This is a genomic window from Streptosporangium sp. NPDC000095, from assembly GCF_042899335.1.
GTDB lineage: Bacteria > Actinomycetota > Actinomycetes > Streptosporangiales > Streptosporangiaceae > Streptosporangium.
This window is the reverse complement of sequence record NZ_JBIAZS010000015.1, coordinates 1-19,376: the sequence shown is the minus strand read 5'-3', so window position 1 is coordinate 19,376 and position 19,376 is coordinate 1. Positions and strand designations below refer to the sequence as shown.

The following is a 19,376-nucleotide window of genomic DNA, read 5'->3' as shown; positions in this document are numbered from 1 at the left end:
GATGCGGGAAGACGAACAGGCCGGGGAGCTCTCCCCACCGCCGGTGCCCGCGCTGCGGCTGCGGGGAGTGAGCAAGAGCTACGGCCAGGTGGTGGCCTGCGACACCGTGGATCTCGACGTGTACCGGGGAGAGATCCACGGCCTGCTCGGTGAGAACGGGGCCGGCAAGTCGACACTCATGAAGATCCTGCTGGGACTCGTCCGGCGGGACGCCGGAACCGTCCTGCGCGATGACGAGCCCGTCGACATCGGCAGCCCGAGACAGGCCGCGGCGCTCGGCATCGGCATGGTGCACCAGCACTTCAGCCTGATCGAACCGCTCACGGTCTGGGAGAACGTCGTCCTGGGCGACACCGGGAGGATCGACAGGGCCGCCGCCCGTGACCAGGTGCTGGAGATCTCCCGGCGCTACGGTCTGCCGGTCGACCCACTGGCCAGGGTCGCGGGGCTCTCCGCGGGCGAGCGGCAGCGGGTCGAGCTGATCAAGTGCCTGCGCGGGGACCCGTCGGTGCTCATCCTCGACGAGCCGACGTCCGTGCTGACCCGGGCGGAGTCGGCCGAACTGTTCGGCGTGCTGCGCCGCGCGGTCCGTTCGGAGAACCGCGCGGTCATCCTGATCAGCCACAAGCTGGACGAGATCACCGCGGCCACCGACCGGGTGACCGTGCTGCGCGGGGGAAAGGTCGTCTTCCGTGGCGCGACCGCGCGGACGGGTCCCCGGGAGCTGGCCAGGTGGATGGTCGGCAGGGAGGTCTCCCTGGGCGCCGAGGCCGCCGCCCTCGGCGTGCTGCCGGGAACGTACGGGTCCGCGAGGGGTGACGGACCCGGGAAGGCCGCGATGACCGAGACCGGTCCCGAGGCCGGAGCCACAGAAGCCGCGACGGGGGAGGCCGGGCCGGGAAAAGCCACGATGACCGAGCTCAGGCCCGAGGAGCTCAGGGCAGAAAAGATCAAGGCGGACGAGGCGGGCACGGGCGTCCAGGACCCCCCGGCGCCCGCGCTACGGCTGCGCGGCCTCACCCTCACCGTCGACGGCGTGCCCGTCCTGTCCCATCTCGGGCTGGACGTCGCCCCCGGTGAGATCGTCGGCCTGTACGGGGCCGAGGGCAGCGGCCAGTCGAGCCTGGGCGACCTGCTGTCCGGGCTCGCCGTACCGGACTCGGGGACGGTCGAGATCTCCGGCAGACCGGTCGATCCGAACCGCCCGGGTGCGCTGCACGCCGCCGGGCTCGGCATCGTGCCCGAGGACCGGCACGGTTTCGGGCTGGTGCTGGACATGAGCGTCGCGGCGAACCTGGTCATGAAGTCGCTGGACGCCGTGAGCGGCCGGGTGTTCCTCGACCGGAGGAGGATGCACGCCGTCGCCCGCCGCATGGTGGCCGAGTTCGGCATCGTCACCCCGTCGACGGACACCCCGGTGCGCGACCTCTCCGGAGGAAACCGGCAGCGGGTCGTGCTCGCCCGCGAACTCTCGGCCCGCCCGACCGTCCTGGTCGTGGCCCAGCCCTCGCGGGGGCTGGACGTGGGCGCCATCGAGGACATGCACCGGCGGCTACGCGACGCAGCGTCCGAAGGGGTGGCCGTACTGCTGATCTCCACGGAACTGGAGGAGGTCATGACCCTCGCCTCCAGGATCGCGGTGATCTCCGCGGGAAGGATCACCGGCGTCCTCGCCGGCGGGGAGGCCACGGCCGAGCGGCTCGGAATGCTGGTGGGCGGGGCGAGCGTGTGAGAGAAACCCCCCCGAACGCCGGCCGGGACCCGTCCGGGCGCCTGCTCGCCCTCCTCACCCTCGGTCCCGGCGCGTCCGGCTGGAGGACCGGCCTGGCGACCGTCGCGGGCGTGGTCGTGGCGCTCGCCCTGTCGTCGCTGCTGATCGCCGTGACCGGTGGCTCCCCGCTCGCCTCGGTGCGGGCACTCTTCCAGGGCAGTGTGGCCGACCCGACGGCCTGGACCTCCACCCTGCTGTACACGGCGCCGCTGCTGCTCGTCGCCGTGGGCGCGTGCGTCAGCGCCAGGTCCGGCGTGTTCAACATCGGGCAGGAGGGCCAGGTGCTCGTCGGGGCGCTCTTCGCCGCCTGGGTGGGACTGCGCCTCGCGGTCACCGGCCCGGCGCTGCTGGTTGTCGTGCTCACGGTCGCCGCGCTGGCCGGTGGCGCGTGGGCCGGCCTCAGCGCGCTGATGTACCGGCTGCGGGGCGTGAACATCGTGGTCAGCACGCTGCTGATGACCTTCGTCGCCCAGCAGCTCGTCGCGTTCGCGGTGAACACGCCGTGGCTGCTGCAGGAGTCGCGGGTCGGTGACGCCGTCGTCGCGCCGCAGTCCAACCCGCTGCCTCGGAGCGCGCTGCTCGGCTCGTTCGGGGAATACCCGGACCTGCAGGTCAACGGTGGCCTGCTGGTCGCGGTGACCGGAGCCGCGATCATCGCGACGGCGATCACCCGCACCCGCTGGGGGTTCCGGCTCACCATGCTCGGACTCAACCCGCTCGCCGCCAGGCACGCGGGCGTACGCGCCGGCGCGCTGGGCGGCGCGGCGCTGGCCGTCTCCGGTGCCTTCGCCGGGCTGGCCGGGGCCGTGCTGCTGACCAGCCCGGTGGGCGTCCACCGGCTGCAGCCGGGCATGGCGATGAACATCGGCTGGGACGGCCTGCTCGTCGCCCTCGTCGCCCGCAACAGGCCGGTGCCGGCCGTGGCGGTCGCCCTGCTGTTCGGCGCGCTGCGCTCCGGCGGCGGCTTCCTCGCCGCGACCGGCGTGCCCTCGTTCGTCGTGGACGTGGTGAAGGCCCTGCTGGTGCTGGCCTTCGTCGCCCCGCCCGTTGTCATCGCCGCGCTCCGGCGCCGCGGGACCGGCGTGCGCGCCGCACGCGACGGGCACGGGGCCGCGCCCGTCGCGGAGAGGACGGCCCCATGATCGGCCCCATGATCGGCACGGACGACGTCTCCACCATCCTGTCCAGCGGGGTACGGCTCACGGTGCCACTCGCCTTCGCGGCGTGCGGGGAGTATCTCGCCGAGCGGGCCGGTGCCATGAACATCTCCGTCGAGGCGATGATGCTGGGCGCCGCGTTCGGCTCGATCGCCACGGCCAGTGCCACCGGCAGCGCCACCGCGGGGCTGGTCGCGGGTGTGCTGGTCGGTCTCCTCATCGGCCTCGTGCACGGCAACCTCTCCCACCGGCTGGAGATCGACACCTTCGTGGCCGGTCTGGTGCTCAACGCCCTCGTCCTCGGGCTGACCGGCTACCTGATCACGGTCAGCGACTTCGACTCCCACCAGGTGTCACAGGTCAGCGTCCCCTGGCTGCGCGACATACCGCTGATCGGCCCCCCGCTGTTCGTCGAGCGCTGGCCGGCCTACCTGCTGGTCGTCGTCGTCCCGCTGACCTGGTGGCTGGTCGAGCGCAGCAGGTGGGGCCTGGAGTTGCGGGCGGTCGGCGAGCGGCCGCGTGCCGCCGACGTCACCGGTATCCGGGTCAACGCGCGCCGCCGTCAGGCACTGCTGTGGTGCGGCGCGCTGGCCGGGCTGGGCGGCGCGTACCTCGCGGTCGGCGAGGTCGGTTCGTTCAACCAGAACATGACGGCCGGACGGGGGTACATCGTCGTCGCGGCGGTGATCTTCGGAGGCTGGCGGCTGGGACGCACCCTGCTCGGCTGCGCGATCTTCGGCCTCGCCGACGCCATGCGCCTGGCGCTGCCCGCGCTGGGGGTGGAGTTGAACGCGCAACTGCTCATCGCGGCGCCGTACCTGCTGGCCCTGCTCGCGATGCTGCTGCTCACGAACCGGAGCCGCGAACCCGGGGCGCTGGGACGACCCTTCGAACGTGGCTCACCCTGAGCCCCCGGGCGGCAGGGGCGGCGGGAGCGGCGCGGCCGGTCTCACGGGCCGGTGTCGGCGCCGGCGCCCGGAGGCGGCGAGGTCAGTGAGGACGGTGAGGACGGTGAGGACGGCGAGGACGGCGAGGACGGCGAGGACGGCGAGGACTCTGCCTCCCTGACACGACGCTCCCGCTTACCCCGCGCGATCTCGGTGCCCAGGGCGTCGAGGTGCTGGTTCCAGAAGTGCCGGTAGCGGTCGAGCCACCTGTCCACCTCCCGCAGCGGGGCGGGGTCGACGGCGTACAGCCTTCGGGTCCCCTGAGCGCGTACGGTCGCGAACCCGTTGTCCCGCAGCACGCGCAGGTGCTGCGAGACGCCGGGCTGCGAGATCCCGAACTCCTCCTGCACCACGGCGCTGATCTCACCGGCCGCCCGCTCTCCGTCGGCGAGCAACTCCAGGATCCGGCGCCGGACCGGGTCGCCGAGAACGTCGAGCGCGTGCATGGCCTCACTGTCTCAGTATCGACTTATATAAGTAAAGTCTGACGCCGACGGGATGCTCCGGCAGGCTTCAATGTGCCTGCCACCTGGACGAATGCGCCGCAGAGTGATCCCATGGAAAGGGAGGATGGCCACGGGGGCAGCATCCTCCCATCCGGAGGACACTATGAAGGCCACCATAGGCGACAAACTGATCGTGGAGGGCACCCGCAACGGCGATCCTCGTAAGGTCGGTTTGATCATCGAACTGCGCAACGAGGACGGAAGCCCGCCCTACATGGTCCGCTGGGAGGGCGACGAGCACGAAAGCCTCGTCTTCCCCGGTCCCGACGCCCACGTGATACCGAGCGTGTCGCGGTAAGAGGGGGACACCGCACCGCCGGCCTGTCCCGCCCGGGTACCGATGATTCCCGCCGTGCGGGCTACGATCACTGATGTGGAACAGCGCGAATTGGGAAGAACGGGCAGGCAGGTCGGCGTCGTCGGGCTCGGCGCATGGCAACTGGGGGCCGACTGGGGTGAGGTCGGCGAGGACGAGGCCCTGGCCACCCTCGACGCCGCGGTGGAGGCGGGGGTCACCTTCGTCGACACCGCCGACGTGTACGGTGACGGGCGCAGCGAGCGGATCGTCTCGCGGCTGATCAAGGCCAGGCCCGGGCTGACCGTGGCCACCAAGATGGGCCGCCGTGTCGCGCAGGAACCCTCGGCCTACACCCTGGACAACTTCCGGGCGTGGACCGACCGCTCCCGCGCCAACCTCGGCGTCGACACCCTCGACCTGGTGCAGTTGCACTGCCCGCCCACCCCGGTCTACGCGACGGACCGGGTCTTCGACGACCTCGACACGCTCGTCGAGGAGGGCCGCGTGGCCGCCTACGGGGTGAGCGTGGAGACCTGCGACGAGGCGCTCACCGCGATCGCCCGGCCGGGCGTGGCCACCGTGCAGATCATCCTCAACGCCTTCCGGCTCAAGCCGCTGGAGAAGGTGCTCCCGGCGGCGGCCGAGGCCGGGGTCGGCATCATCGCCCGGGTCCCGCTGGCCAGCGGCCTGCTGTCCGGCAAATACGACGAGTCCACCGTCTTCGGCGCGGACGACCACCGCACCTTCAACCGGCACGGCGAGTCCTTCGACGTCGGCGAGACCTTCTCCGGGGTCGACTTCGCCACCGGCCTGGAGGCGGTCCGCCGCCTGGCACCATTGGTGCCGCCGCAGGCCGGCATGGCGCAGTTCGCGCTGCGCTGGATCATCGACCAGCCCGGTGTCTCCGTGGTCATCCCCGGTGCCCGCAATCCCGAGCAGGCCCGCGCCAACGCGGCCGCCGCCGCCGTGGACGCGCTGCCCGAGACGACCCTCGCGAGGGTGCGGGAGATCTACGACGAGCTGATCCGCCCGCAGGTCCACCAGCGCTGGTGAACCGGTGGCCGGTGACCTGACCGTGACCGGCCGGATCAGCTCAGGCGGGCCAGCAACCGCAGGCTCCGCTCCTCCAGGTGGGAGAGGCCGAGCCGCCGGTGCGTCTCGACCGCCTCGCGGGCGTGCTCACGAGCCCGGCCGGCGCGGCCCAGCCGCGCCGCCAGCTCGGCGAGGACCAGATGGGTGGAGCCCCACGCCGTGCTGCCCGTCCCGGCGACGATCAGCTGGTCGCCGTGCGGGGCGAGCCTGTCGTACAGCTCCTCGGGGTCGGGGACGCCGAGCCCGGCGGCGACCAGGCCCCAGACGGGGATGAGGAAGTCGGCGATCCAGTCGTCCGCGACCTCGGTGCCCCAGCGGGCGACCAACTCGCGGGCGAGATCCGGACGGCCGGAGTCGAGGGCGGCCAGCACCGCGATCGGGCGCAGCGGCACCAGCGACGGGTCCTCCGCCGAGGCGAGCAGCCCGTCGAGGGTCTCCGCGACCCGGCCGCGCCCCCGGTCGCAGGTGAACATCGTGAGCAGCAGCCGGAACTCCTGCCCCCAGACGCTTGAGCCGTAGCCCATCTTCCCGAAACGGGTGACGAGCGACTCCGCGTCCGCCCAACGGCCTTCGAGGGTGCACCTGGCGGTCTGGGCGATGCGGACCATGGCCTCCAGCTCGGGGCGGCGTACCTCCTCGACCAGCCGTTCGCAGCGGGCCAGATCGAGATCCCAGCCGGTCAGGTCGCCGGCGCGCATCAGGCAGGCCATCCGGAAGACCCGGGCCACCAACTCGGTGGCGCGCGGCAGGTGCGGCAGGGACAGCATCTCCTTCGCGGCCCGCAGCCGTTCGGGGTTGCGGCCCGGCACCCAGCAGGCGAGCAGGTAGTTGTTCAGGGTCCGCGCCAGCAGCGCGGGGTCGTCCAGACTGCGGGCGATCTCCACGGCTCGCGCCGCGTGCCGCTCGCTCTCGGCGCGACGCGGGCCGTAGTGCAGCTCGACGGCGAGGGTGCCCAGCAGCGCGGCCCGGTCGCGGTCGTCGAGCGGCCCGGCCAGCAGGTCCTCGAGCACGGCGACCATCGCGGTGTCGACCACCCCGTAGGGGCGCCACAACCACAGGGCGAGTCCGCCGGAGACGGTGATCGCGGAGATCAGGGCATCCCTGTCACCAAGCCGCAGGGCGAGCTCGATCGCCTCCTCCAGGTCCCGGCGGGCCGCCACGGCGTCACCGACCGTACGGCGAGCCTGTCCCAGCTCCGTCAGCAACGCGCACCTGGACCTGCCGTCGTCGCCACGGCCGCCGTCGGCGGGCAGTGAGTTCAAAGCCAGCTCCCACAGCTCGACGGCCTCGGTGTACGCGAGCTGGGCCGTGGCCCGCCGGGCCGCGCGGGAGGCGTACTCCACCGCCTTGGACGCGCCGCCGACCCTGGCGGCCGAGGCGAAGTGATGGGCCAGGGTGGCGGGCTCGGCGCTCGGCCTGGCCTCCAGGCACTCGCCCGTACGCAGGTGCAGCCGGGCCCGCGCCAGGCGGCCGAGCCCGGCGAGCAGCGCGTCGCGCACCAGGGCGTGGGAGAAACGGTAGTCGGGGCCGCCGGGCGGCTCGGCCAGCAGCCCGCTCGCCACCGCCGGTTCCAGCAGGGCCATCACCCGCTCGGCGGGGATGCCCGTGACGGCTTCGAGCACGTCGATGTCCACCTCGCGCCCGGTGACCGCCGCAGCCCGCAGCAGCTCCCGCGTCTCCTCGGGAAGCCTCGCCGCCCGGCGCTCGATGACGTCACGTGCTCCGGCGGGCAGCCCCGCCACCAGGCAGTGCTCACCTTCGCCCTCGCGCAGCCGCAGCAGCTCGCCCAGGTAGAAGGGGTTGCCGCCGCTCCGCTCCAGCAGCACGTCGACCAGCAGGGGATCGTCGGGGATCCGTCGCAGACGCAGATAGGACGACACGTCCTTCGCGCGAAACGGGGACGGCTCCAGGTGCGTGGTCCCCGGCTCCCCGGACAACGCGCCGAGGGTGTCGCGCAGTTGCGCGGGGTGGTCGCCCGGTTCGGGACGCAGCGTCGCCATCACCAGCACCGGGTGGCGGGCCAGCTCGCCCGCGACGAAGGTGAGCAGCCGCAGCGAGGAGGCGTCGGCCCAGTGCAGGTCCTCCAGCACCACCAGGAGCGGGCCGCCGGTGGAGGTCAGCGTCGCCGTCACCCGCTCGTACAGCTCGAACAGGGCGGCGTCGGGATCGAGACCGGGAGGAGCATCGGAGCCCGCGGAGACTTCACCGTCGGGACCGGGTCCGGAATCGAGACCGGGGGGAGCATCGGAGCCCGCGGAGGGCGCGCTGCCCGGACCGGGGCCGGAACTCGGAAGGGCCGGGCGAGGCTCAGGGCTCGGACGGTCCGGGCCGGGTTCGGGGCTCGGGCCGCGGACCGGCGACACCGTCTCGCCGTGGAACGGGTTCGTCCCGCCGCACTCGCGCAACACCTGGATCCAGGGCCGGAACGCGGGGGCCGCGCCGTCGACGCAGCGCCCCCAGGCCACCCGGAAACCCCGTCCGGTGGCCTCGTCGGCCGCGGCCCGCGCGAGCCGGGTCTTGCCGATCCCGGCCTCCCCGGTCACCAGCACCACCCCGCCCTCCCCGCGCCTCGCCAAGGCCAGCCGCTCGGCCACCAGGCGCAGCTGCGTCTCCCTGGCGACCAGGGTCTCGGCGGTCACGAGGTCACCGGTCCCGTCTCCCGTCGGGGCGCGGGCCGGTGCGGGCGGGACGAGCGCGGCGGGAGATGGCACCGGATCCGCAGCGGGAGACGGGCCGGGAGCGAGGCCGGAGGTCTCCAGCTCGACGGCCTGCTCGAACACCGCCCGCTCCAGGCGCCGCAGCCGCGGCCCCGGCTGGATGCCGAGGTCGTCGGCGAGCAGGGTGCGGACCCGGCGCAGCGCGGCGAGCGCGTCGGCCTGCCTGCCGGTCCGATACAGCGCCGGCACCAGCAGCTCCCAGAGTCGCTCGCGGTAGGGGTGGGCCTCGACCAGGGCCTCCAGGTCCGGCACGCACGCGCCGCTCTCGCCCAGCGCCAGCCGTGCCTCGAATCCGTCCTCCACGGCGGTGGCCCGCAGCTCGCGTAGCCGCGTGACGACGGGCCGGACGAACTCCTGATCGGCGAACTCGCCCAGCGGCTCACCCCGCCACAGCGCCAGCGTCTCCTCCAGCACCCGGAGCGCCTCCCGGTGGTCGCCGCGCGCCAGTGCCCTGCTGCCTTCCTCGGCGCCCGCGGCGAAGCGCGCCAGGTCGACCTGACCGGGGGCGACGGCCAGCAGGTATCCCGGCTCGCGGGTGAGCAGCACCCTCGGCGGGGTGCGCGGCCTGCGGCCGGGCTCCAGCACCCTGCGCAGGTGCGCGATGTAGGACTGCAGGGTCCTCGTCGCGGCGGAGGGCGGCTCGCCCGCCCACAGCCTGTCGATCAGGCCGTCCAGCGAGACCACCCTGCCAGGCTCCAGCGCCAGCATCGTCACCAGGGCACGCTGCTTCCTGGTGCCGAGGTCGAGTGGGTGACCGGTCTCGTCGGTGACCTCCAGCGGGCCCAGCAGCCGGAAGGTCAGGTGCGTCGGTGGGTCCTCTTTCTTCATGGCAGCCGGAAGCCTACGTTCTCCCACCGTCAATTTCGTGGCCGGTGGATCCGGTGACCGGCGGGCCCGAGAGGCAGTGAGCCGTTCCGCTCTTCCCCAGGCCCGCCGGGGAGGGAAGGCTCCGAGCGTGATGTCGACCAGGTCTCGGGGTACCCGGTGCCGAGGAGGCCGGGAACGGTGCGGCCGTCCGCTGTGCCGAGTCCAGGAGCATCCGAGCCGCACCGTATCGGTCGAAGACTCAGGAGGGCCGTTCGTAGGTGCCGTCTCGGCGGGCCAGCAGTTCCTCTAAAAGGGCGTCCCACTTGGCGCCGACCGACTCCACGTCGTAGGTGACGGCGGTCGCCAGAGCGCCTTCGGCCAGCCGGCGACGCAGTTCCCCGTCCTCGATGACGCGGCTGAGGGCGGCGGCGAGGTTGGCCTCGGTGCGCGGCGTGACCAGCAGCCCGTCGACCTCGTCAGTGATCATCTCCTTGGGGCCGTGCGGGCTGTTGAAGCTCACGATCGCCAGCCCTTTGGCCATCGCCTCGAGGATCGTCATGGGGAAGCCCTCGTGGCGGGAGCTGAGCACGAAGATCGAAGCCTTCTCCAACTCGGCGCCGATGTCGGAGGTGGGACCGGGCAGCTCGACCCTCTCCTGCAGTCCCGCCTCGGCGATCTGGGCACGCAGGTTGTCCTCCTGCGGTCCCGCGCCGAAGATGCGCAGGGTCCAGTCGGGATGGGCGGCCGCCACGGTCTCCCACGCGGCGATGAGGCGGTGGAACCCCTTGAGCTTGGTCATGCGGCCGACGGCGACCACGACCTTGTCCTCCAGCTTGGAGATCCCGCCGGTCATGGGCGGTACGGCGTTGGGAATCCTCGCCAGCCTCCGGGGCTTTCGCCGCAGCGTCGCGCGGTAGTCGCGCATGTCGGCCTTGGTGAGGGTGACGAGGGCGTCGAATCTGCGGTAACGCCGTTTGATGACTTTCTGTACCTCCTGCGACTGTCCCCGCAGGGCCACGTGCTCCTGGCCGATGGTGATGACGCTCGGCAGGGCCAGCTGGGCGAGGGCCAAGTTGAGTCCGGGTCTGGTGGCGATGATGACGCCGGTGTCGACCGAGCGGATCCAGCGGGCCAGTCGCAGGTCGGTCCACACGTTGAAGCGGTGGTAGGCGGCCTCCTGCGGCGGGATGAGCCTGCTCGGCATCTTCGACAGCCGGCCGCGCAGGCCGGTCGGCGGGACCAGCCTGTCGTCGAGGAAGCGGAACCTCACCCTCGGGTCGATGGGGAAGAACGGTTCCTCCGCCTCCTTGAGGATGGAGACGATCTCCACGTCGTGTCCGGTCGAGGCCAGGTAGCCGGCCAGGTTGAAGACCGTTCTGATGGTGCCGCCCATGCCGTACGCGTGCAGGATCAGGATCTTGATCTGGTGTGTGGACGGGGGTGGCGCGGTCCGTTCACGTCTTCGGTTCCTCGCCTCGAACAGCAGGTAGATCGCCTTCTTGGCCTTGCCCGTCAGTGCACGCACCTGTGGGGGTCCCCTTCTCGCAGGCTTCCGGGCTCACACGCCTGTCTGTCCCCGTGGCGCATGCCCCGCTTTGACCCCTATAGACGCTGCGACGAGACGGAAGGTTGCACGGGATCCGCTCGGGTTAGAGCAGATCCCGGATCTCAACTCGACCTCAGCTCGATCTCAGCCGACTCGTTCGACAGTGGGGATCGGTAACGGTGAAAGGGGAGAGGCGATCATGACGATCGGGGACGATCTGCGGCGCGCGGTCAGGGGGCCGGTGCTGGCGGCGGGAGACGAGGGGTTCGAGCAGGCCAGGCGGGCGTGGAACCTCGCGGTCGACCAGCCGGTGGCGGCGGTGGTCGAGGCGGAGGACGCCGACGACGTGGCCGCGCTGGTCACCTGGGCGCGCCTCGCCGGGCTGTGCGTGACCGCCCAGCCCTTGGGGCACGGCGCGAGCGGCGACGTGGAGGGAGTGATCCTGCTGCGCACCGGGCGGCTGGGCGGGGTGGACGTACGGCCGCGGCAGCGCACCGCGCGGGTCGGGGCGGGGGTGAGGTGGGGCGAGGTGCTCGCCGTCGCCGGACCACACGGGCTGACCGGGCTGGCAGGCAGTTCCTCGGGCCCCAGCGTGGTGGGCTACACCCTGGGTGGGGGCCTGAGCTGGTTCGGCCGCCGCCACGGCTTCGCCGCCGACAGCGTGCGAGCCTTCGACGTGGTCGGCGCCGACGGCGTGCGGGCCACGGTCAGCGCCGAGTCCGACGCCGAGCTGTTCTGGGCGCTGCGAGGAGGTGGCGGCGACTTCGCCGTGGTGACCGCCGTCGAGTTCGACCTGCACCCGGCGCCGCACCTGTACGGGGGACGCGTCATGTGGCCCGGTGAGAGCGCCCCGCTGGTGCTCCAGGCGTTCCGGGAGATCACCGCCGACGCCCCCGACGAGCTGAGCGTCTGGTTCGATCTGCTGCACTTTCCCGGAGCGGCGCCCATGGTCGCCGTGGACGCGACGTTCCTGGGAGAGACGGGGGAGGCCCAGGACCTGCTGCGCCGCCTGGACAAGATCGACGGAGTGATCTCGGACAGCAGGGGCCCGCTGCGGGTGGCCGAGCTGGACTCCGTCTGCGCCGAGCCCACCGCTCCCGGAGCGGGGGTGAACCGGGGAGAGCTGCTGACCGACCTGGCCGACGAGGTCGTGGCGACGCTGCTCACCGCGCCGATCGCTCCGCTGCTGAGCGTGCAGATCCGCCACCTCGGCGGTGCCCTGTCCCGCCCGGCCGCGAACGGTGGCGCCTGTGGCCACCTGGCCGAGCCCTACATGCTGGCCATGCTGGGCCTCGCCCCCTCACCCGAGGCGGCCACCGCCGTACGGGCCCGCCAGGACGAGATCTCAGCGGACCTGGTCCCGTGGAGCAGCGGACGCAAGCCCTACACCTCGCTGAGTCCCGGTGAGCGGGCCGCGGCCGCGTTCCCCGTCGACGTGCTGGCCCGGCTGCGCGACCTCAAGCGCTCCCGCGACCCGCACGGCCTCATCCGCGCCAACTACCCGGTGCTGCGCTGAGCGGGACGTTCGATCCCCGGCCCGGTCAGCGCAGCAGGGCCCGGCGTAGCGCGACCACCCGTTCGGCGGCGGCCCTGCGGCTGATCTCCGCCTCGGGGATTATCCCGTCGAAGCCGTGGAAGGCCCCCGGGTAGAGGTGGAACTCGGTGGAGACACCCGCCCGCACCAGCCGCAGGGCGTAGTCGAAGCACTCGTCCCTGAAGACCTCCAGCTCGCCGACGTCGATGTACGCGGGGGGCAGCCCCGACAGGTCGGTCGCCCTCGCCGGGGCCGCGTACGGGGAGACATCGTCGCCGCCCGATCGCTCGCCGAGCAGTGCCCTCCATCCGAAGAGGTTCGCCGACCGGTTCCACACGACCGCCTCGACGAACTCGTGGCTGGAAGGAGTGGTGTTGCGGTCGTCCAGCATCGGGCAGATCAGGAGCTGGAACGCGAGGGCCGGGCCGCCGCGGTCGCGTGCCAGCAGCACGGTGCCCGCGGCGAGCCCGCCTCCCGCGCTGACCCCGCCCACCGCGAGGCGCTCCGGGTCGATGCCCAGCTCGGCGGAGTTCTTGGCGGTCCACAGCAGACCCGCGTAGCAGTCCTCGACCGGAGCCGGGTCCGGGTTCTCCGGCGCGAGTCGATAGTCGACCGAGACGATCACGCATCCCAGCGCCGCGACGTATTCATTGAGGCGCGCGTCCTCCGTCTCCACGTCGCCGAGGATCATCCCGCCGCCGTGGATCCAGTACAGGCAGGGGACGGCGCCCTCCTGCCCGGCGGGCCGGTAGATCCGCAACCGGATGTCGGGATCGCCCTCGGGGCCGGGTACGGTCCGGTCCTCGATCACGACTCGCTCGTCCGGAGCGAGCGGGGGCATCGCCGCACGCGCCGCGTCCAGCTGGAGACGGACGTCGGGCAGGTCCTCCAGTCGCATGGCGCCGAAATCGGCGGCGGGCAGGGGACTCGCCTCGAGGGCGGCGGCGAGTCCGGGATCGATATTGGGGTGAAGTGCCATGCCGCTCACCTAACCAGAAGACGAGGGACGCCGGTTCACGCGATCGGTTCTCTCAGCGATCACACGGGAGCCCGCGCAGCCGCACAACCGCGAGGTGGTCGCGACGAGAGGCCGTCACCCGGCTCCGCGGCCTGCCACCCACGCGGTGGGAGCCCGGTGAGGAGGTGACGTTCGGGCGGCCGGGCATCGGCGGGACGGATCGGGCCACCCGGATTCGCGGCGGAAAGAACGCGAGTACGGGCCCGGCAAGCCCGGCGCGCGACGAACGACGAATTCTCCGCGAGCTGCGGAAAACGGCCGTCGAAAACCTCGGGGGAGGAAAGCGCGGATAAAACCACTGGCATCGAAGGCCGCCTTTGTACTTCAATGGAGAAAAGGCCGGGGCATCCGCTCCGCACCTCGGAAAGGATCGACGATGAAGTACGGCGCGTCATCGGTGCGGCAGGGAAGCCTTGAGATGTTTTCGCTGCTCAATGACGGTGCTCCGGCTCCCGAGGGGGCAGGCGGCTAGTCCTTGCGAGGGAAACCGCCGAGCCGCCCAAGACATCGGTCCAGGCGGCTTCTTCATTTCCTGAACCATGGGAGGCTGCTTCGACCAGCGTGCGCGGAAGCCGGTTTCCCCGCTCTCCATAAATTCACAGCGCAGCACGTTTAACGCTTTCACGCCTTCTCGTGGGAAGGGGAAAGGATTCATCTCGGAAGACACGCCGCAGAGGCCGAATCGGTAAGGCAGCCGGTTTCCACCCGGCAGGACGGGGTTCGAACCCCCGCTGCGGCTCTGCCCTGGCAGGAGAAGGGCATGGGACTGGGACTCGGCGACGGGAGTGGCGACCCCCGCCCGGTTCGCAGGCCCGCGGCGCGTCCGGTACGGCCCACGCCAACCGGACCGGACGCGTGACGGAGCGTAGCTCAGCAGGAAGAGCATCCGGCCAGGGACCGGAAGGCCGCAGGTTCGAGCCCTGCCGTTCCGACGACGCGACGACGCGGTGACTTCCAGCGAAGGCGACCCTGGACGCGACGATCTGAGGCGCGACCACTCACCACGCGCAGTGCTCCGGGACGTCGAGCGAGAACGGTCAGGCGACCCAGGCGACACAGTGACATCGGTGACATCGGCGTGCGTACGGCACGCCCGGCCGCTCTGGCCCAACGGCAGAGGCGCCGGTTTCAGGAACCGGAGGTTCGGGGTTCGAATCCCCGGGGCGGCACGTACACGGTGACGGGCGGGCACACCCGCCCGTCACCGTCAGCAGGGGACTACTCGTCGTGGTGCCAGGGCAGCGGGACGGGTTCGGCGGGGAGGTCTCCGTCCAGGAGATCGGACAACAGGGCTCCAAGGTTGAGGGGGAAGATCGTCTCATCGGTGGTGAGGAGATCGTGACGGGTCCACCAGCGGTGCGCCGAGATCAGCGAACGCTCCAGTTCCTCCTGTCCCGAGACGTCGACGGCGTGTTCGCCGACCCGCAGGAAGAAGAACGAGTCGATCGCGGCGATCTGGACGTCTCCGAACCAGGTGAGGCCGGAGGAGCGGGCCACGACGGGCCCCAGGCGTTCTTCCGTGATCTCCAGCCCTGTCTCCTCGCGTATCTCGCGGACCGCGGCGGCGGTCAGTGTCTCGCCGTCGTGCACCCCTCCGCCAGGGGTGATCCAGCAGTGCTCGGCGGGCCACTGCGCGGGGGCCGGGCAGCGGAACAGCAGGAGGCGCTCGTCGGCGTCGACCAGCAGGATCCGGGCACTGGGACGTGAGATCGGGGCGGTCACGTCCCCGATCCTAGAAGAGACCGCCCGCCCGCCGAAGCCGTCAGGCTCCGGCGGGCGGCATGATCGCGGCCGGGTCGTTGACGATCTGGTTGATCACCACGTTCGCGGCGCCCCGGGAGGCGGCGCCGAAGCCGTGGTCGGAGGCGATGAAACGACAGCGGGCCGCGGGGCCGGCGACGACCAGGCGCTCCAGCTCCGCCTGGGCGAAGGGGAGCAGCCATGCGGCCAGGGTGGCGAAGTAACCGCCTACGACGATCACGCGCGGGTTGAAGAGGTTGACCAGGATCGAGCCCCCGAGCCCGAGCCAGCGGCCGACCTCCGCGACCGCGACCAGCGTCTGCTGGTCGCCGGCGGCCAGGTCGCGGGCGATCTCGGCCACCCGCTCCTCGGGATCGGGCACCGGGACCGTTTCCAGCCCGTACGCCCGCTCGGGGGTCGCCATGCGCACCAGCGCGGCCAGGCCCACCTTCGTCTCCCAGCAGCCGAACCGCCCGCAGCCGCAGCGCCCGCCGCTCGGGTCGACCGGCAGGTGCCCGACCTCGCCGGAGAAGCCGTCCGCTCCGCGCAGCAGCCTGCCGTTCACGATGATGCCGCCGCCCACGCCTACCTCGCCGGTGAGGTAGACCATGTCGGCCGTACCGGCGGCGACTCCCGAGGTGTATTCGGCCAGAGCGGCGAGGTTCGCGTCGTTGTCGACCGTGACCGGCACGCGCAGCGGGCCGAGGGCGGAGGAGAGCCGGGCGGCGAGCGGCACGTCGTGCCAGTCGAGGTTGGGGGCGAAGGCGACCACCCCGTGGTCGACGTCGACCAGGCCGGGGACCGCCACTCCGATGCCCGCCGGCGCGGCCCCGGCGCGCGCCATCTCCTCGATGGCCTCGCGGGCCGTCAGGCCGAGTTCGCGAAGCGAGCGGCTGGCGCCGCTGCCCGCCGCGTCGAAGCCCAGGCGGCGGTCGACCAGGACGTTGCCGCCGAGGTCGACGCCGTGGACGGCGACGTAGTCGACGTTGATCTCCAGGCCGAGGGCACCGATGTGCGCGCCGTGCAGCGCCACCGCCCGCCGGGGGCGGCCGACCGTGCCGGCGTGGTCGACGCCCACCTCCTGGACGAGCCGCCGGTCGAGGAGCTCGACCATCAGGTTGGAGACGGTGGCCCGGTGCAGGCCCGTGGCCTCCGCGATGTCGGACCGGGAGGTGGACCCGTGCTCGCGCAGGTGGCGCAGGACCAGGGAGAGGTTCGTCCTGCGGAGCAGGGCGGGACCCGTGGCCTGAGGCGTGCCGCCCACCGTGCGGGCCTGGTGCTGCTCCTGGGTCACACGGCCACCTGGCTTTTATTTGTCTCGGATAGAAATTAATTGGATTTGTAACACACAGGTGTCCTGTCGCGCACCGGGGAGGACGGTAACGACTCGGTATCTGTCGTTCGTGTGACGTACACGCGTAAACGCGCGACCGTGTTACGAAAACGTTACGCAGATCGAAACGTTTCGGACCTTGCGCCCCAACCTGGACTGAGCCTTTAATTCGGCCAGTCATGCAAATTAATTGAGGGGAGTGACGTGCACCGTAGCTGGACCGGCAGTCGCAACGGCGGTTCGACGAGCTCGAACAGGTCGGCCGGTATACCCGCCGACCAGGCCACCGTGCGCCGGTCCAACCTGTCCCTGGTGCTGCGTCACGTCAGCGAGTACGGCCCGCGGTCCAGGTCCGTCGTCGCCATGGAGACCGGTCTGAACAAGACCACGGTCACCAGCCTCGTCAGCGAGCTGCAGGCCCGAGGCCTCCTCAAGGAGATCGGGCCGCAGCACGCGGGTGCCGTCGGCCGCCCCGGACTCGCCCTCGCGCTGGACGGGGCGGGGGTCGGAGCCCTCGGCCTTGAGGTGAACGTCGACTACATCGCCGCCTTCGCCACCGACCTGGGCGGCAGGGTGCTGATCGACCGGCGGGTCGGCTTCGACGCGATGGGCTGCGACTCCGAGCGCTCCCTGACGGAGCTGGCCCGGGTGATCGGGGAGGCCATGGCCGAACTCGACCTCCTGGAGGTCAAGGTCGCCGGGATCACCGTGGCCGTTCCCGGTCTCGTCGACACCGCCACCGGCACCGTGGACGTCGCCCCCAACCTGGGCTGGTACAACGTCCCCGTGGTGGACTGGCTGGTACGCGCCGGAGTTCCCCCGGACGTGCCGATCAGCGTGGACAACGACGCCAACCTGGCGGCCCTCGCCGAGTTCACCGGCGGAGTCGCCTCCGGTACGTCCGATCTCGTCTATCTCACCGGCGAGGTCGGCATCGGCGGCGGCGTGATCTCCGGAGGACGCCTGCTGAGCGGCGCCGACGGCTTCGCGGGAGAGGTGGGCCACGTCATGGTCGACCCCTCGGGCGAGCGCTGCGGCTGCGGCCGGATCGGCTGCTGGGAGACGAAGGTCGGCCTGGCCGCGCTGGTCCGGATGGCCACCCCCGACCACGCCTACGGCATGCACGACGGGGTGATGCGCGACCCGGAGGAGCGGCTGGCCGAGATCGAGCTGCGGTGGGCCGCGGGTGATCCCCGGGTCGACCTGGCCATCGGTGAGGTGGGCCGCTGGCTCGGGCGAGGCTCGGCCACCCTGGTCAACCTCTTCAACCCGCGCGTCATCGTCATCGGCGGCTACTTCGCCAAGCTCGCCGACCGGGTCATCCCCGTGGCGCAGGCGGAGTTGAAGCGGCTGGGCGTGGAGGGATCCGCCGCCCGCTGCGAATTCGTCGCCTCCGATCTCGGCTTCGGCGCCGCCTCGCGCGGCGCCGCCGGGATCGTCACGGAGAGGGTGCTCTCCAACCCCACTGCCATCGACGTCCGCCTGGCGACACCGGCACCCGAGAAGGAGCGCGAATGAGACGCCATATCTCGTGAGACCCGGTATCGCCCCCACGAACATCCCGTCCGTCCGGTTGGAGAACCGGATTCGTGACGCCGTCGTTCACGCCGACCTCGGCGGCGCCACGCTGGTGCTGTCCGGCCCGGCCGGACGGGCGGGATCCCAATCGTCCCCTTCTATCGAGTTCCCAGCGAAGTCCCCATCGAGATTCAGTCGTAAAGATCCACGGAGGCCCCCCATGCCCGAGCCGTCAACCGACTCGGCACCCCTTCTCGTAATGCGAGGGATCGTCAAGCAGTTCCCCGGAGTGCGCGCCCTGGACGGCGTCGACCTGGAGGTCCGTGCCGGCGAGGTGCACTGTCTGCTCGGCCAGAACGGTGCCGGGAAGTCCACTCTGATCAAGACCCTGGCCGGTGCCCACCAGCCCGACGAGGGGACGATCACGCTGAACGGTGAGGAGGTGCGGCTGTCGAGCCCGATCGCGGCGATCAGGCTCGGGATCTCCACGATCTATCAGGAGCTCGACCTGGTGGACGGGCTGAGTGTGGCCGAGAACGTGTTCTTGGGGCATGAGCCGGCCCGGCTGGGGTTCGTGAGCCGTGGGGAGTCGGCGCGGGCGACGCGGGAGTTGCTGGCGCGGCTGGGGCACGGGGAGATCCGCCCGTCGGTGGAGGTGGGGCGGTTGTCTCCGGCGGCCAAGCAGGTGGTGAGCATGGCGCGGGCGTTGTCGCACGACACCCGGTTGATCATCATGGACGAGCCGTCGGCGGCGCTCGCCCATGACGAGGTGGGCAACCTGTTCCGGATCATCCGGGAGCTGACCTCGCAGGGGGTGGCGGTGGTCTACATCTCGCATCGGCTGGAGGAGATCCGCGAGATCGGGGATCGGGTGACGGTGCTGAAGGACGGTCGCACGGTCGCGGTGGGCCTGCCGGCCAAAGAGACGCCGACCTCGAAGGTGGTGTCGCTGATGACCGGCCGCAACGTCGAGTACGTCTTCCCCGAGCGTCCCGCGTCCGGCGCCCACGACGGCAAGGCGGAGGTGCTGCGGGTCAGCGAGCTGAGTATTCCCGGCCGTGTCTCCGATGTGTCGTTCTCGGTGCGGGCGGGGGAGATCGTGGGGCTGGCCGGTCTGGTCGGCTCGGGCCGTTCGGAGATCATCGAGGCGGTGTACGGGGCGCGGCGTTTCTCCGGGCAGGTGATGCTGGAGGGCAAGGTGGTGCGCCGGGGCGGTGGCACGACCAATGCGGTGCGGCTGGGCATGGGGTTGGCGCCCGAGGAGCGCAAGGCGCAGGCGTTGCTGCTGGATCAGAGTGTGTCGCGCAACATCAGCCTGGCGAGTCTGGGCCGGTATTCGCGGCTGGGCTGGATGGATCGGCGTCGTGAGGCGGCGGACGCGCGGGAGATGGT

General features: G+C 71.7%; 14 protein-coding genes and 3 tRNA genes. 11 read left to right on the top strand and 6 right to left on the bottom strand.

The window, feature by feature from the left end:
* Position 1: 1 nt before the first annotated feature.
* Genes ACFY3V_RS29020 through ACFY3V_RS29010 form a run of 3 tightly spaced genes read left to right on the top strand, consistent with a single transcriptional unit; the run spans position 2 to position 3,836 of the window.
* A complete protein-coding gene (locus ACFY3V_RS29020) occupies positions 2-1,732 on the top strand; it encodes an ABC transporter ATP-binding protein (RefSeq protein WP_389777943.1) in 1,731 nt (576 codons plus the stop codon).
* Positions 1,729-2,913 (top strand): ABC transporter permease, encoded by a 1,185-nt coding sequence (locus ACFY3V_RS29015; RefSeq protein WP_389777941.1) that lies wholly within the window; start codon positions 1,729-1,731, stop codon positions 2,911-2,913. The genes ACFY3V_RS29020 and ACFY3V_RS29015 overlap by 4 nt, the downstream gene beginning before the upstream one ends.
* Positions 2,910-3,836 carry an ABC transporter permease gene (locus tag ACFY3V_RS29010; protein ID WP_362903245.1) on the top strand — a complete coding sequence of 309 codons (927 nt, stop codon included), beginning with the start codon at positions 2,910-2,912 and terminating at the stop codon, positions 3,834-3,836. Before ACFY3V_RS29015 ends, ACFY3V_RS29010 begins: the two co-directional genes overlap by 4 nt.
* A gap of 41 nt (positions 3,837-3,877) precedes the next feature.
* Here the strand turns inward: ACFY3V_RS29010 and ACFY3V_RS29005 are convergent, their stop codons facing one another.
* Positions 3,878-4,321: an ArsR/SmtB family transcription factor gene (locus ACFY3V_RS29005; RefSeq protein ID WP_389777938.1), complete on the bottom strand. Its 444-nt coding sequence runs from the start codon at positions 4,319-4,321 to the stop codon at positions 3,878-3,880.
* Positions 4,322-4,484: 163 nt separating this feature from the next.
* Between ACFY3V_RS29005 and ACFY3V_RS29000 the strand changes: the two genes are divergently transcribed.
* Entirely contained in the window at positions 4,485-4,679 is a 195-nt protein-coding gene (locus ACFY3V_RS29000; RefSeq protein ID WP_350949038.1) for a DUF1918 domain-containing protein, read from the top strand.
* Between the two features lie 75 nt (positions 4,680-4,754).
* On the top strand, positions 4,755-5,732 hold the full coding sequence (locus ACFY3V_RS28995; RefSeq protein WP_362903249.1) for an aldo/keto reductase: 978 nt from the start codon (positions 4,755-4,757) through the stop codon (positions 5,730-5,732).
* Between the two features lie 35 nt (positions 5,733-5,767).
* On the opposite strand, the gene ACFY3V_RS28990 is transcribed toward ACFY3V_RS28995, so the two are convergent.
* Complete coding sequence (locus ACFY3V_RS28990; RefSeq protein WP_389777936.1) at positions 5,768-9,316, bottom strand: BTAD domain-containing putative transcriptional regulator; 3,549 nt, start codon at positions 9,314-9,316, stop codon at positions 5,768-5,770.
* A gap of 238 nt (positions 9,317-9,554) precedes the next feature.
* Positions 9,555-10,820 (bottom strand): glycosyltransferase family 4 protein, encoded by a 1,266-nt coding sequence (locus ACFY3V_RS28985; protein WP_389777934.1) that lies wholly within the window; start codon positions 10,818-10,820, stop codon positions 9,555-9,557.
* 220 nt (positions 10,821-11,040) lie between these two features.
* Between ACFY3V_RS28985 and ACFY3V_RS28980 the strand changes: the two genes are divergently transcribed.
* Positions 11,041-12,357, top strand: a complete 1,317-nt coding sequence (locus ACFY3V_RS28980; RefSeq protein WP_389777932.1) for an FAD-binding oxidoreductase — start codon at positions 11,041-11,043, stop codon at positions 12,355-12,357.
* 25 nt (positions 12,358-12,382) lie between these two features.
* Here ACFY3V_RS28980 and ACFY3V_RS28975 read toward each other — a convergent pair whose 3' ends face one another.
* Positions 12,383-13,354 (bottom strand): alpha/beta hydrolase, encoded by a 972-nt coding sequence (locus ACFY3V_RS28975; protein ID WP_389777930.1) that lies wholly within the window; start codon positions 13,352-13,354, stop codon positions 12,383-12,385.
* A gap of 706 nt (positions 13,355-14,060) precedes the next feature.
* Here ACFY3V_RS28975 and ACFY3V_RS28970 point away from each other — a divergent pair.
* From ACFY3V_RS28970 to ACFY3V_RS28960, 3 genes are all read left to right on the top strand, one after another.
* A tRNA-Gly gene (locus tag ACFY3V_RS28970) sits at positions 14,061-14,132 on the top strand.
* A gap of 120 nt (positions 14,133-14,252) precedes the next feature.
* Positions 14,253-14,325: transfer RNA gene (locus ACFY3V_RS28965), tRNA-Pro, on the top strand.
* Between the two features lie 164 nt (positions 14,326-14,489).
* A tRNA-Leu gene (locus ACFY3V_RS28960) sits at positions 14,490-14,562 on the top strand.
* Positions 14,563-14,611: 49 nt separating this feature from the next.
* Here the strand turns inward: ACFY3V_RS28960 and ACFY3V_RS28955 are convergent.
* Both ACFY3V_RS28955 and ACFY3V_RS28950 read right to left on the bottom strand, forming a co-directional pair.
* Positions 14,612-15,115 (bottom strand): NUDIX domain-containing protein, encoded by a 504-nt coding sequence (locus tag ACFY3V_RS28955; protein ID WP_362903259.1) that lies wholly within the window; start codon positions 15,113-15,115, stop codon positions 14,612-14,614.
* A 40-nt stretch (positions 15,116-15,155) separates the two neighbouring features.
* Entirely contained in the window at positions 15,156-16,427 is a 1,272-nt protein-coding gene (locus ACFY3V_RS28950; RefSeq protein WP_389777928.1) for an ROK family protein, read from the bottom strand.
* Positions 16,428-16,670: 243 nt separating this feature from the next.
* Here ACFY3V_RS28950 and ACFY3V_RS28945 point away from each other — a divergent pair, with 243 nt between their 5' ends.
* Both ACFY3V_RS28945 and ACFY3V_RS28940 read left to right on the top strand, forming a co-directional pair.
* Positions 16,671-17,984, top strand: a complete 1,314-nt coding sequence (locus tag ACFY3V_RS28945; protein ID WP_362903263.1) for an ROK family transcriptional regulator — start codon at positions 16,671-16,673, stop codon at positions 17,982-17,984.
* A gap of 220 nt (positions 17,985-18,204) precedes the next feature.
* Positions 18,205-19,376 (top strand): sugar ABC transporter ATP-binding protein (locus ACFY3V_RS28940; protein ID WP_389777926.1); only part of this gene is annotated, 1,172 nt, incomplete at its 3' end.